The sequence below is a fragment of the Rossellomorea arthrocnemi genome, from assembly GCF_904424705.1.
Lineage (GTDB): Bacteria > Bacillota > Bacilli > Bacillales > Bacillaceae_B > Rossellomorea > Rossellomorea arthrocnemi.
This window is the reverse complement of the sequence record NZ_CAJGBF010000027.1, coordinates 1-12,189: the sequence shown is the minus strand read 5'-3', so window position 1 is coordinate 12,189 and position 12,189 is coordinate 1. Positions and strand designations below refer to the sequence as shown.

Annotated in this window: 14 protein-coding genes; 10 read left to right on the top strand and 4 right to left on the bottom strand. The window is 40.2% G+C overall.

The window, feature by feature from the left end; translation table 11 throughout:
• Positions 1 to 36: 36 nt before the first annotated feature.
• A complete protein-coding gene (locus BAA9072_RS21585) occupies positions 37 to 351 on the bottom strand; it encodes a hypothetical protein (RefSeq protein ID WP_201716677.1) in 315 nt (104 codons plus the stop codon).
• 139 nt (positions 352 to 490) lie between these two features.
• Between BAA9072_RS21585 and BAA9072_RS21580 the strand changes: the two genes are divergently transcribed.
• Entirely contained in the window at positions 491 to 766 is a 276-nt protein-coding gene (locus BAA9072_RS21580) for a YlbG family protein (protein WP_201716676.1), read from the top strand.
• Between the two features lie 96 nt (positions 767 to 862).
• Here BAA9072_RS21580 and BAA9072_RS21575 read toward each other — a convergent pair whose 3' ends face one another.
• Positions 863 to 1,252, bottom strand: a complete 390-nt coding sequence (locus tag BAA9072_RS21575; protein WP_201716675.1) for a DUF7147 family protein — start codon at positions 1,250 to 1,252, stop codon at positions 863 to 865.
• Between the two features lie 197 nt (positions 1,253 to 1,449).
• Between BAA9072_RS21575 and BAA9072_RS21570 the strand changes: the two genes are divergently transcribed.
• The 3 genes from BAA9072_RS21570 to coaD all read left to right on the top strand — a co-directional run bounded on the left by BAA9072_RS21570 (position 1,450) and on the right by coaD (position 4,191).
• Positions 1,450 to 2,856 carry a hypothetical protein gene (locus BAA9072_RS21570; protein WP_201716674.1) on the top strand — a complete coding sequence of 469 codons (1,407 nt, stop codon included), beginning with the start codon at positions 1,450 to 1,452 and terminating at the stop codon, positions 2,854 to 2,856.
• A 262-nt stretch (positions 2,857 to 3,118) separates the two neighbouring features.
• A complete protein-coding gene (rsmD, locus tag BAA9072_RS21565; protein ID WP_201716673.1) occupies positions 3,119 to 3,673 on the top strand; it encodes a 16S rRNA (guanine(966)-N(2))-methyltransferase RsmD in 555 nt (184 codons plus the stop codon).
• A 35-nt stretch (positions 3,674 to 3,708) separates the two neighbouring features.
• A complete protein-coding gene (gene coaD, locus BAA9072_RS21560; RefSeq protein WP_201716672.1) occupies positions 3,709 to 4,191 on the top strand; it encodes a pantetheine-phosphate adenylyltransferase in 483 nt (160 codons plus the stop codon).
• 83 nt (positions 4,192 to 4,274) lie between these two features.
• Here the strand turns inward: coaD and ylbJ are convergent, their stop codons facing one another.
• On the bottom strand, positions 4,275 to 5,489 hold the full coding sequence (gene ylbJ / locus BAA9072_RS21555; RefSeq protein WP_201716671.1) for a sporulation integral membrane protein YlbJ: 1,215 nt from the start codon (positions 5,487 to 5,489) through the stop codon (positions 4,275 to 4,277).
• A gap of 176 nt (positions 5,490 to 5,665) precedes the next feature.
• Between ylbJ and BAA9072_RS21550 the strand changes: the two genes are divergently transcribed.
• Together BAA9072_RS21550 and BAA9072_RS21545 are read left to right on the top strand one after the other, a co-directional pair.
• Positions 5,666 to 6,445, top strand: coding sequence for a patatin-like phospholipase family protein (locus tag BAA9072_RS21550; RefSeq protein WP_201716670.1), 780 nt, complete (start codon positions 5,666 to 5,668; stop codon positions 6,443 to 6,445).
• A gap of 5 nt (positions 6,446 to 6,450) precedes the next feature.
• Complete coding sequence (locus BAA9072_RS21545) at positions 6,451 to 7,494, top strand: SepM family pheromone-processing serine protease (protein WP_201716669.1); 1,044 nt, start codon at positions 6,451 to 6,453, stop codon at positions 7,492 to 7,494.
• A 59-nt stretch (positions 7,495 to 7,553) separates the two neighbouring features.
• Here BAA9072_RS21545 and BAA9072_RS21540 read toward each other — a convergent pair whose 3' ends face one another.
• Positions 7,554 to 8,765 carry a nucleotidyltransferase gene (locus tag BAA9072_RS21540; protein ID WP_201716668.1) on the bottom strand — a complete coding sequence of 404 codons (1,212 nt, stop codon included), beginning with the start codon at positions 8,763 to 8,765 and terminating at the stop codon, positions 7,554 to 7,556.
• A gap of 842 nt (positions 8,766 to 9,607) precedes the next feature.
• On the opposite strand from BAA9072_RS21540, the gene BAA9072_RS21535 reads away from it, so the two are divergent.
• From BAA9072_RS21535 to BAA9072_RS21520, 4 genes are all read left to right on the top strand, one after another.
• Positions 9,608 to 10,150, top strand: coding sequence for a YceD family protein (locus BAA9072_RS21535; RefSeq protein WP_201716667.1), 543 nt, complete (start codon positions 9,608 to 9,610; stop codon positions 10,148 to 10,150).
• Between the two features lie 64 nt (positions 10,151 to 10,214).
• A complete protein-coding gene (gene rpmF / locus BAA9072_RS21530) occupies positions 10,215 to 10,388 on the top strand; it encodes a 50S ribosomal protein L32 (RefSeq protein ID WP_044337494.1) in 174 nt (57 codons plus the stop codon).
• Positions 10,389 to 10,515: 127 nt separating this feature from the next.
• Entirely contained in the window at positions 10,516 to 11,274 is a 759-nt protein-coding gene (locus BAA9072_RS21525; protein ID WP_201716666.1) for an enoyl-CoA hydratase/isomerase family protein, read from the top strand.
• A gap of 134 nt (positions 11,275 to 11,408) precedes the next feature.
• Positions 11,409 to 12,029, top strand: coding sequence for an RsfA family transcriptional regulator (locus tag BAA9072_RS21520; RefSeq protein ID WP_201716665.1), 621 nt, complete (start codon positions 11,409 to 11,411; stop codon positions 12,027 to 12,029).
• Positions 12,030 to 12,189 lie beyond the last annotated feature (160 nt).

The following is a 12,189-nucleotide window of genomic DNA, read 5'->3' as shown; positions in this document are numbered from 1 at the left end:
CTATGTCTGCTCTTTTTTGTTTTTAAGGATTAAAACCTACTGCTTTAACCGAACACAATCCACACAGAGGTTCCCACAGCAAAACATTTTTTCCTGTGGAACATAGAACCGGTGGCGATAGACATATAATGATCCCTCTTCCCTGAAAAAGATGGTATCAGAATGTAGTCTCTTTCCCCGCATAGCTTTAGAAGACCATTTCCTGATGCAGTACTCAATATCACCTTTCGCTTTCTTGGAGCGGATATAGATGAATGGAATGCCTGCACTCCATTTCACATGGGCCTCTTCAACCCCGTCTTCCCCGTTCAGGTGTTCGATGAAAAAGTCCCAAATCACATTCAAGTCCATGGTGCACCTCCGTTCTTTACTTCAGTATGTAGTGTTCACTTCATGCTTAATTTAATGAATGTTCATCCCCTTACATATTGCTTACCCCTGCAATATTATGCTAGACTTAAAAAAAAGTGATTCCTAGAGGGGAAACGTTATGTTAACAGAAAGACAAGGTTTAGTGGTTTGGTTACATAGTTTGAAGCATGCTAAGTCCCTTAGGCGATTTGGGAATGTTCACTATGTATCAAAGAAAATGAAATATGTTGTGTTGTATTGTAATCAGGAAGAAATTGACTCTGTGATGGAAAGAATCTCTACTTATTCCTATGTGAAAAGAGTAGATCCTTCCTTTAAACCATTTATCAAGTCCGTTTTTGAAAATTCCCGACCGGATAAAGCGAAGGAATATGATTACAAAATGGGATTTTAGTAATTGCTGCCAAAGATTGTTGTTTTGGCAGCTTTTTTCATTGAAATGACTAGAGCAAACCCCTTTGAAAAGCTGCTCATTATTTGTCACACTTTATTACTGTAACGGCAGGATATAATGATTTAATCGCAGTATAGCGATTAAATGTTGATAATAAAGGGCATTCTCCGGAAAGAGAGTGGAAGGCTTTACATCCATTTGGATAATCACCCTGTCGAGCTTTTCGGCAGTTTCCTCAAATAGGGAGTAGCGCTGGTTCGGTGTGATATGCGGGTTTGGAATTCCCTCCCTGCATACATAGATGGCTTGGAATTTCCCCTGTTCTGTCGGTTTCATTACAAGAGCCAGAGAGGTGACAGCACGGTCTTTCACAATGGTGTGGAATGCGAGCATATGTTGCAGACGTTCTTTATTCGCTTTGGCCAACTCCAGTAGTTCATAAATATCTGAATATCCTTCCCCTATTTCAATAAATCGTTGAATCATTGTTTTATTCCCCTTTTCTTACCGAGTTAATCAATTCCTTATTATTTCAAATCTTTAGTCATAAGTAAAGATTCTAATGTTGATCATATCAGGAGTTGGCCATTTTGTTAAAAAGATGGTCATTTCACAAAAATGTACCACTATTATCCTTGCACTTCTGCTATTCTTTAAGTAGCAAACGGAGGTAAGAGTATAGTATGAGACGATTTGTATTCACTTTCGGTTTTTTGATGATCCTTGTTAGTTCTGTTATCCTTTTCTTCCAATGGATGGGGTTTACGACAGAAAGTGCCGGTGAATCCGGTGTTGTTGAGGTGAATCAATCCTATTCAATCATCCATAAAGATGGTAGGTTTCAGGTGACTCAGTCGATTCACTTCCCGACAACAATTTCTTCAGATCCCATTCTGATCCATTGGCCGGTGGAAGCAGAGGACTTTGCTTGTAAAGATAAAGAAGAAAACAATTGCTTGACGAAAGAAAACGGTGAATTTTATGTAAGCACCTTAAATCGTGACCCTCAGGAAATCACCATTACTTATTCAATGGAGCGGTCGATGAAAGCTGACAGTGTGCAATTAAGGGATTGGTATCCTGTACTTTCTGATGTATCAACCATAAACACGGATATACAGTTAACGGAAAAGACCCTTAGGAACGGAAAATGGATATCGGGCTATCAATCGTCAAGCAATAAGAAACTGGATTATATCGATTACTATTTCTTCAGTGGCCGGGGGGAACCTTCAGATTTAGTTTGGACTACAGGAGCGTGGAAAGAGAGAAGATCTTCGAATGTAAGGGTGCTGACTGAGGAGGGGGATCTGGCCGAATTTGATGCGTTCGCTTCGTTCGAATCTGACGAAGGATTTGTGACCGTCATCATAACGAAAAAATTGAAACCTTTTCAATCCCCTCACCTGATTGTGATGAGCAATGCTTCCGGGGAGCAAGTGAAAAATATAAGGAAAAACTTAATGTATCAAGCATTGTCTTCAAGAGACGAAGAAGCATGGTTGAAGGAATTGGTTGTTGGCATCCAGGATAATGAGCCTCCTTATAACTCCAAACCTGCATGGGCATATAAACAATTAAAAGAAGGTCTGAACCCGTTACAGTGGGATGATCTTAAACAAAAAATGAATAATCAATCGGTAGATACTATCATGTTGGATGATGCAGTCAGAAAAGTGACAGGATTTACATCCACTTTTTTTGCTGAAAGTGTGAAGGGGAAAGAGAATCCCAAGCTTATTCTAAAAGCAAATATGCCTATTATGATCAACCAGAAATCAAGGAAGTTATCCTACATTTCTTATAAACAAAAAGAATTCATTCAGTTCCCAGAGGCGGTTCAGGCATTAGATATAGAGGTGAATGAAATCGGGCCCGGCGTATATCTAAGCAAAGTGAATGGGAAAACATTCAGGTTCTATGAAGATGAAGACTATTTTATTAATAATGAAGAAAATTATGGATTATTAGTAAAACCAGTTCAAAGGATAGAGGGTTCCATTTATATGGATATCCACTGGTTTGAAAAATTGTTTGATGTGGAAGTCATCAAACAGGATAACGCGATCGAGATTGCAAAAGAAATGTAAAAAGCCCTGCAGAACATTCTGCAGGGTCCTTCTATATCCATCTCTGGAAAGAAGGCAAAGGGAGAGGAGAAACCGGAGGAAGAACTTATGGGGAATCGTAAGTCTTCTCCGCGGTTGGCAACAACATCAGTTAGGATGCTGTTACTCTCATTATCACCTATCACAATGATTTTATACATTTTTAATACAAATTAAGAATGTGGCGATATGTGTCGAGATATGATAGGATAGTGTAGAAAAAATACATATATGGTGGATGATTATGAGAGTCATATCAGGTACGTTAAAGGGCAGGCCGTTAAAAGCTGTTCCTGGAAATGGAACGCGGCCAACTACAGATAAGGTGAAAGAATCGATATTTAATATGTTAGGTCCCTATTTTGAAGGAGGGACAGGGTTGGATTTGTTTGCAGGAAGTGGTGGACTTGGCATTGAAGCGTTAAGTCGTGGACTTGATTCGGTTATTTTCGTGGATAAGGATCAAAAAGCACTTCAAACCATTAAGGCCAATCTTGCTGACTGTGATCTACTGGTTCAAAGTGAAGTTTACCGCAATGAAGCCACGAGAGCATTAAAGGCGATAGTAAAAAGAGAAATGGTTTTTGACTATATATTTCTGGATCCTCCATACAAACAGCAAAAGCTTCAGCTACTCCTGGCATTCATCGATGAACACAACCTTTTAAATGAAAGCGGTTACGTCATGTGTGAGCATGGATCGGAAATTACATTAGAAGAAAAAGTTGGAAGCTTGAATAAAGTGCGGGAAGAGACCTATGGAATCATCAGGATCTCGATTTTTTCCAGGGGAGAATGATTAAGGATTACGATAAAGAGCCAGGAGGTAAGAAAATGCCAAGCATAGCAGTTTGTCCTGGGAGCTTTGATCCCATTACATTCGGACATTTAGATATTATTACACGGGGTGCCAAAGTTTTCGATCAAATTTATGTTGTAGTATTAAATAATTCTTCCAAAAAACCACTTTTTTCGGTTGAAGAAAGAATTGAACTGATTCGGGAAGTCACAAGGGATATACCTAATGTGGTAGTTGATTCGTTTCAAGGTTTATTAGTCGATTATGCGAAGAATGTCAATGCAAAGGCAATCATAAGGGGATTACGTGCGGTATCGGACTTTGAGTACGAAATGCAGATCACGTCTATGAACCGGGTGCTTGACGATGAGATAGAGACTTTCTTTATTATGACGAATAACCAGTATTCATTCTTAAGCTCAAGTATTGTTAAGGAAGTGGCAAAATACGGAGGCAATATCTCTGAGCTGGTACCTGAGCGAGTGGAAGAATCGTTAAAGAAGAAATATGAAGGGTAAAAGCAAACAGAGTTGATCTACTATTTAACCTCTGTTTTTCACTATTGTGAAAAGTAGAGGTTTTAGAGATCAACCCTGTTTTTTTACACTTGTTTTCGTGTGTACAAAATGATATACAAAATCAGACTGGAAATAGTGATTATGGGACCGACTGTCTTGAACCAATAGAGCATGTCGGTCCAAAAAGCGTCGTTGTGTCTGGCGAATACGGGTATCGCATTGGAAAGCTGCTCGTCGGAAAATCTCTCATAAATGGGTTTCCATATAATTATAGTAGTGACAGATGCAGCTAGACCATGGACAAATCGGGCGTAGAAGAAAGGTTTAAATCGTATATCTGTCTCTGCAAGTATACTCGCCACCTGTGCCTGGACACTGAAGCCTGAGAATCCTAATATGAAGCTTGTGATTATCGCTTGATGAAGGAGGGTGGCCTCAGCTACACTACTTGTGAGTTTGGACCCTAAGGTGATTTCGAATAACCCTGAAATGAAAGGGATGCTTAACTGGTCCGGTAATTGAAGCAGTATAAATAAAGATGATAAACCTTCTGCAAAAAAGGTCGTAATGTGCAGATGATACAGCATTTTATTAATGACGGAAAATAATATGATAAAGCCGCCGATCATCAATAAGGTTTGTATAGATGAAGTGACAGCATCACCCAGTAGTTTTCCTATTGGGCGTTTGTCCTGAAGTCTTGTCTGGTGAAGTGCAGAAAAGGCTTCTCTTAGGATGAAGCTTTTTTTCTTAGCTGAGCTGTCTCTGATTGTTTTGTTCTCTTTGCCCCCATAGAACCTCATGACGACTCCCACACATATATTCCCGATATAATGAGCGGCAGCTAACACGATTCCAAGTGTAGCATTTTGAAAAAACCCCACAGATACAGCCCCGAAAATAAATAAGGGGTTGGAAGAGTTTGTGAACGAAACGAGCCGTTCTGCTTCCAATTTTGTAATTTGTTCTTCTTGGCGTAAACGTGCCGTCAGTTTAGCTCCTGCGGGAAATCCAGATGCCATTCCCATTGCCCACACAAATCCGCCAACTCCAGGGACCCGGAATAATGGCCGCATCAAGGGTTCGAGCAAGACTCCTATGAACCGGACCACTCCGAACCCGATTAACATCTCTGATACGATAAAAAAAGGCAATAAAGATGGAAAGACGATTTCCCACCACATATCCAAGCCTCTAATGGATGCCTCAAGAGATTCACCTGGCATCAAAATGAGAGATGTGGCAAACACCGTCACACTGATGGATAAAGCCAAGGTCTTGATTTTAGATTTAAACAACCGGACTTCCTCCCCTTATGAAATAAGATCCTTCTATCTCAATTCCTTGTGAAACGGGAAAAGAATGATAAAATGAGATTAATTCAACTTGTCCTCATATTATTCAATATACTCATACATAATCGAAATAGACCATATGATGAATAGACCGATAACTCGGGAAAAGGGGGAAGGGCATGAACAGACCGAAAATTGGATTAGCCCTCGGCTCGGGTGGCGCAAGGGGATTTGCCCATTTAGGTGTATTAAAGGCATTTGATGATGCGAAAATACCGGTTGATATGATAGCTGGCAGCAGCATGGGTGCGCTTGTTGGTTGTTTCTATGGGGTGGGTCACAAGATGGAGGACCTATACAAGCTTTCCACCACATTCAGAAGAAAGTATTACCTGGACTTTACCGTTCCGAAAATGGGGTTTATTTCAGGGAAAAGAATAAAGGAGTTCATTCAGCTTTTTACTCATAATAAAAATATTGAGGAATTAAATATTCCTGTGAGCGTCGTGGCTACGGATATTACGAATGGGGAAAAGGTCATCTTCACCTCCGGGCCTATTTCAAGTGCTGTACGGGCAAGTATTGCCATACCCGGTATCTTTGTACCTGAAAAGATAAATGGACGTCTATTGGTTGACGGCGGCGTCATCGACCGTGTCCCGGTTTCGGTTGTGAAAGAAATGGGGGCGGACATTGTTATAGGAGTCGATGTATCACATGTAAAACGAAATGCAGAAATCACAACCATTTATGACGTGATCATGCAAAGCATTGATATCCTTCAATTAGAAATCGTCGCACACCGGGAATTTGCTTCTGACTTCATGATCAGACCCCATGTGGAAACGTACAGCACCAGAGCTTTTAAAAATATTGAAGAAATCATCGACATGGGGGAAGATGAAGCGAAGAAGGTTATTCCTTCAATTCAGGAAGCTTTAGACAATTGGAAGGAGTAAAGAGTATGAAAACAAAAACGTTAATAAGAACCTTGGTCATCATGACCATCATCATGGTCGCCACTTCTTTTTATTATCTTCCTTTCTATGTAACGAAACCTGGAAGTGCACATGAACTCGATCCCATCGTCCACGTTGAAAATGGATATGAAGATGATGGGGAACTGATGCTTACCACCGTAAGAATGGGAAGGGCGAATATATATGCCTATCTAATGGCGAGCATAAGGAAATATGAATATATCTTTCCCGTCGAGGAAATCAGGAGTCCACATGAAAGTGATGAGGAATACAATCTTCGTCAGCTTCAGCTCATGAATAATTCCCAAAGCCATGCTATTGAAGTGGCATATACAAAAGCAGGCAAACCATTTGAATACAAATATAAAGGAATCTATGTATTAAATATATATCCTTCCATGCCTGCTGAAAAAGTTCTCAAACCCGGTGACCGGATTACAGCCATCGACGGTCAAACCTTTCAATCGTCACAAGAATTCATTGACTATGTAAGTGGAAAGACAAAAGGGGATAAAGTGGATATCACGTACATCAGAGGTGAAAAGGAGAAGGTTGAAACGATCCCCCTCAAAGCTTTCCCGGATGTGCCTGACAAGATTGGTCTCGGTATCACGTTAAGCGATGATAAGGAAATTATTACCGATCCACCAGTAAAGCTTAAGACTGAGGAGATAGGAGGCCCTTCTGCAGGATTAATGTTCAGCTTGGAAATCTATGATCAATTAACGAAGGAAGACCTGGCAAAAGGGCATAGAATTGCAGGGACCGGAACGATTTCTGAAGATGGGCAAGTCGGACGAATCGGCGGCATCGAACAAAAAATCATTGCGGCAGACAAAGCGGGTGCAGAATACTTCCTTGCACCAGATGAAACGGTTACGAAGGAAATGAAGGAAAAATATCCTGATTTTGAATCCAATTACACTGCTGCAAAAAGAACAGCTGAAGATATCGGTACCGAAATGAAAGTAATTCCAGTGAAAACATTTGATGAAGCACTGACCTTCCTGAAATCGATCGAAAAATGAATAAAGAGGCTGCCCTGTTTTTAGGAGGCAGCCTCTTTATTCATGATCATCTTGTGGGTCTATATCATGACAGGAGGTTGCGACCATTCCTGGCGAAGTAATTTTTTTCGTGATCCGGTATCCGTTAGACCCAGTGAAAAGATTTCCGCAGCTTGAATATCCAATTGGACAGCTTTTTGATCCGCACTGGATAGCTTGCTGATCAAAGGAAGTGTGAAGTTCTTTTTCTTGGAATGGATATATTCTCTGCCACTTTTATTCATTCCCAACAGGCGGATGTAACTTGGGGAATGGTGCCTGCCCCTCATCTCTTCTTTCTGTGTATTGGTTAGAATATGAAGGAGCATTCTCTGTAGGCGCGTCCATGTATAGCGCTTCGTCTTAAGTTTGTTCATGAATTCTTCAAAGGAGGTGGATGTTTTTGCACACTCTACCATCCTATTTTCTATCCCTTCTTCTATTTCATAGATACCCCTTAGTTCTTCCTTTGAGGAAGATAGAAGCTTGTACTGCAGCATCGTCCAATAATTCTCCCACCTGTGAAAGCCACCGTATTCTTTTTTATACCTATATAGTTCTTGCACGGAACTGTCTGGAAGATATGAACTGAGTTCATGATGTTTCTCCGTGCTAAAAATACTTTTTCGAATGCTGGTTGCACTGGCAATCGAAGGAGAAGAGAAATGTTCATCATGGTAACCGGCGGATTCACGAGTAATAGTATACGCCTTTAATGATGAAGCTAGTTTATTCTTTGCTTCTATATAATGAAATCCTAATATATTGTTAGGCTTGCTTAAATCGATGACAGATTTTTGATTCCCCAACTTTTGAAAGGCATTAGCCAGAGCTGATGGATAGCTCATACCTTCCTGAATATATTCCCGTATGTAGAGATCGTATTGCTCTTGGTTTGTATGAATAAATTGAATGGTTTTCTCGAAAGCATCAATACCCCCATCTTCACTTCCAAAGCAAAAGCTCTCACATCCAACACGATCAAGAAGTGAAATGGCTCCCCTTGAAAAAATTTCAGCATGCTGTGTGGCAAAGCTGTATGGTAGCTCAATGACAACATCCACCCCGGCATCCAAAGCCATTTTAGTACGAGCCCATTTGGAGACGAGTGCCGGCTCCCCCCGTTGAAGGAAATGACCACTCATCACAGCAACCACGATGTCGGCTCCTGTTGTGTTCCGTGTTTCCTTTAAATGATGTAAATGTCCGTTATGAAATGGATTATATTCTACAACAACTCCAGTAGCTCTCATAAGAATCCCCCTTCTAAATCTATAATCATGCTTATGATGTTCATTATATAAGGGAATGATATAGATTCTCCCCTTTTTATATTTGGATTGTTCCTATTTTTATATTGTAAGAAAGAGCAGTAGTTGATTTCCACTCCAGGTGCTCGCTTTCCGGGGGCGGGCGGTAAGCCTCCAACAGTGCCTCCGGGGTCTTACCTGTCCAACTGTTCTTGCAGGATTCGAGCACCTTCCGCTCCAATCAATTTCTGTGGCATGACTTTCTCATAAGATCTAAAATAAATATAACATATTTGAAAAACCAACTTTTTTATTTTTGGAGTGGTGTTTCTGATTCTACATTAGGAATTTCGGGTTGTATTAATTTGTTTTTGTTATGGGAAAAGTAGAGCAAAGGGGAAAAATACGTAGGATTAGTTTAATAGCAAACAAATAGATTATTTTTGGGAACAATCTATTGATAAGTGGGGCTATGTTTTTGTTTGGTCATCTTATGATTATATATGAAACATGGAGCAAACAGTGGGGTGTACCGGAAGGCACTTGACTCCTGACGGAAAAAGCGGAAAGATCGAGACCACGCATGGCATAAAGCCCGATGAGGCTCGACTTCCTCCCCTAGGAGTCTTGTGCCTGCGAGGGGAAATGAACGTTCCGTGTTTTGTATACACTACGACTTTCCAATTGTTCTGAAAGAACCACAATGAATTTTATAAAATATTTGAAAGACCTTATATTTAAACGTTATAATTACAACACTATGGTTGTGAAGAGTGTAAAGAAAAAATATTGACAAACGGTATTATGAAAGCTATAATTACCTTTGTTGCCTTGAGGTGATTACATTGAAATGGTCAATAATACAATTACAAAAATTTAGAGACAAGGGACTTTCCATAGACGAAACGATTAATTTGGACGAACTGAAAAAAGTCGATCCACAAATTATAGAAGTCTCACCTATTCGGGTGTCCGGAAAGGCAGATATCGGTTCAAGCCGTGTCACTTTTCATCTTCATATAGAAGGAAAGTTAGTATTACCTTGCTCAAGAACCCTTGTGGATGTCGATTTACCAGTTGACATCAATACAATTGAGACGTATCTTCTAAATGAAGCTGATTATGATCAGTATGAGGAAGAGGAAGTACATCGTATACAAGGTGATGTTATTGATTTAAAACCGGCTATCAGAGAATTGCTATTACTTGAGATTCCGATGCAAGTAATCAGTGATGAAGCGAGAGAACAAGATGAGATGCCTTCCGGAAAGAACTGGGAAGTGATGACGGAAGAACAGGCTTATCAAGTCGAACAAGAGGAAGAGAAAAAAGTCGATCCTCGACTCGCTGATTTAGCAAAACTTCTTGATCAAAACAAGAACTCTTAAAAGCGAAGTACCAGCTCGACTGGCTTCATAATGAGTATGAATCTCTTTTAAGGAGGTGGGAAGAATGGCAGTACCTTTTAGAAGAACTTCTAAAACAGCAAAAAGACAACGTCGTACACACTTCAAACTACGTGTACCTGGTATGGTAGCATGCCCAAACTGTGGTGAAATGAAATTGGCACACCGTGTTTGTAAAGAGTGCGGAACGTATAAAGGAAAAGAAGTTGTAAACAAATAATCGTTTACACCTCAAAAAAACGTGAAGAGACCATGGCTCTTCACGTTTTTTTTGTCGTTTGAGAAGAAAGGTCTGTTCATCCTCATCAGAAAACCATACACTAAATGTAAGACAGGGGGATTATGAAATGGGAGAATATTTACTACATATGAATGATAAAGGGCTATTGAAGTTTATCATCGACCGCCCTGAAAAGCGAAATGCAGTGAGCTATGAAGTCATGGAAGGGCTCGGGAAGGCAATAGAAGAGAGCGTTCAAAACAATCATGTGAAAGCACTTCTCATAGCTGGAAGTGGGGAACAGGCTTTTTGTTCCGGAGGAGATTTATCTCAGTTTCATAATCTGAAAACTGAAAATGAAAGCTATGAAATGCTCAGTAAGATGGGTGGTTTACTTACGAAACTGGCATTTCTGCCGAAGCCTACGATTGCTTTTATTAATGGAACTGCGATTGGAGGAGGGTGTGAAATCGCCGCTGCATGTGATTTCAGAATTGCGAAAAGAACCGCAAAAATGGGGTTTGTTCAGGGGAATCTTGCCATCACCACCGGATGGGGAGGAGGGACATTGCTTCTAGAAAGAATTCCAGTGTCTTCTGCCCTTTCTCTTTTAATGACAGCGCGTCTGGAACAAGCAGAAGTCCTTAATGAAATGGGGTTTATTGATGAATTAGTGGATGATATCGACCCTTTATATAACAGTCCACTTATTAAAATGATTACATCAAAACCTGCAGGGGTCTTGAAGGCATATAAACATCAACTTCTTTCTAAGTGGGATAAGAAAAAAATAGAAGAGAATATTATTGGGGAAATAAAACAATGCTCTAAGCTCTGGGCACGTGATGAGCATCACGAAGCAGTGGATCAATTTTTTTCTAACTAAATCATACATAGTCAAGAGGAACAGGCCGAAAGAAAGCCTGTTCTTTTTTTGAGGGTAAAAAATAGTGATGCTGATTCTATCTTCTCTAGTAAGAGCATATGTATGGAGAAACTGATTAAACAGGGGGGATGGAAATGTCTTCAAATAGACAGGATGCTTGGAGCCAGGATGAAGATGTATTGCTAGCAGAAGTGGTATTGCGCCACATACGTGAAGGTGGTACCCAGCTGCAAGCGTTTGAAGAAGTAGGGAAGAAGCTATCTAGAACATCCGCTGCATGCGGATTTCGTTGGAATTCGTTTGTTCGTAAACAATATAAATCTGGAATTGAACTCGCCAAAACGCAGAGGAAACACGCCAAGAAGCACTCTCCCTTGAGTAAGGCGATACAAGAAAAGCAGGAAGAGAAGAGGGAAGAAAACTCAACGGAACTAGCTGCAGCACCGGAAACCTTCTCAATGGGAAGTATGATACAGTATCTCCAAAAGGCTGAGGAAGCTGTTCGGAATGAAGAGAAAGTAAGGAATGAAAACAGTCAACTTCATGAACAAATCTCACAGCTGCAGGAAAAGCTTAGGGGAGCAGAAATGGGATTGAAAGAATATGAAGAAAAATTCACTCTCCTTGAAGAAGATCACAAATCTTTATTAGCTATCTTTGAAAAAGCAAGAAAAATGGCTCTGTTGCAAGGGAATGAAGACAAAGTTAAATTTCAAATGGATAAGAATGGAAACTTGCAAAGGTTGAATAAATGAAATCAAAAAAAGGCAGACTCAAAAACTTTTGAGTAGACTAACATAATTAAATGGGACAATATAAAACACCTCCGAAATGGTACACTTATTACAAGTACTGAAAACGGAGGTGTTTTTGCATGGGCAAAAACGTATATTCAAGTGAGACGAAATGGGCCGT

What these genes read in the sequence shown, in the direction of transcription:
- BAA9072_RS21585 (WP_201716677.1), bottom strand. Translation starts at nt 351, where the DNA reads ATGGACTTGAATGTGATTTGGGACTTTTTCATCGAACACCTGAACGGG.
- BAA9072_RS21540 (WP_201716668.1), bottom strand. Translation starts at nt 8,765, where the DNA reads ATGAGAGCTACTGGAGTTGTTGTAGAATATAATCCATTTCATAACGGA.
- BAA9072_RS21575 (WP_201716675.1), bottom strand. Translation starts at nt 1,252, where the DNA reads ATGATTCAACGATTTATTGAAATAGGGGAAGGATATTCAGATATTTAT.
- rsmD (WP_201716673.1), top strand. Translation starts at nt 3,119, where the DNA reads ATGAGAGTCATATCAGGTACGTTAAAGGGCAGGCCGTTAAAAGCTGTT.
- BAA9072_RS21545 (WP_201716669.1), top strand. Translation starts at nt 6,451, where the DNA reads ATGAAAACAAAAACGTTAATAAGAACCTTGGTCATCATGACCATCATC.
- coaD (WP_201716672.1), top strand. Translation starts at nt 3,709, where the DNA reads ATGCCAAGCATAGCAGTTTGTCCTGGGAGCTTTGATCCCATTACATTC.
- BAA9072_RS21580 (WP_201716676.1), top strand. Translation starts at nt 491, where the DNA reads ATGTTAACAGAAAGACAAGGTTTAGTGGTTTGGTTACATAGTTTGAAG.
- BAA9072_RS21550 (WP_201716670.1), top strand. Translation starts at nt 5,666, where the DNA reads ATGAACAGACCGAAAATTGGATTAGCCCTCGGCTCGGGTGGCGCAAGG.
- BAA9072_RS21570 (WP_201716674.1), top strand. Translation starts at nt 1,450, where the DNA reads ATGAGACGATTTGTATTCACTTTCGGTTTTTTGATGATCCTTGTTAGT.
- rpmF (WP_044337494.1), top strand. Translation starts at nt 10,215, where the DNA reads ATGGCAGTACCTTTTAGAAGAACTTCTAAAACAGCAAAAAGACAACGT.
- BAA9072_RS21520 (WP_201716665.1), top strand. Translation starts at nt 11,409, where the DNA reads ATGTCTTCAAATAGACAGGATGCTTGGAGCCAGGATGAAGATGTATTG.
- BAA9072_RS21525 (WP_201716666.1), top strand. Translation starts at nt 10,516, where the DNA reads ATGGGAGAATATTTACTACATATGAATGATAAAGGGCTATTGAAGTTT.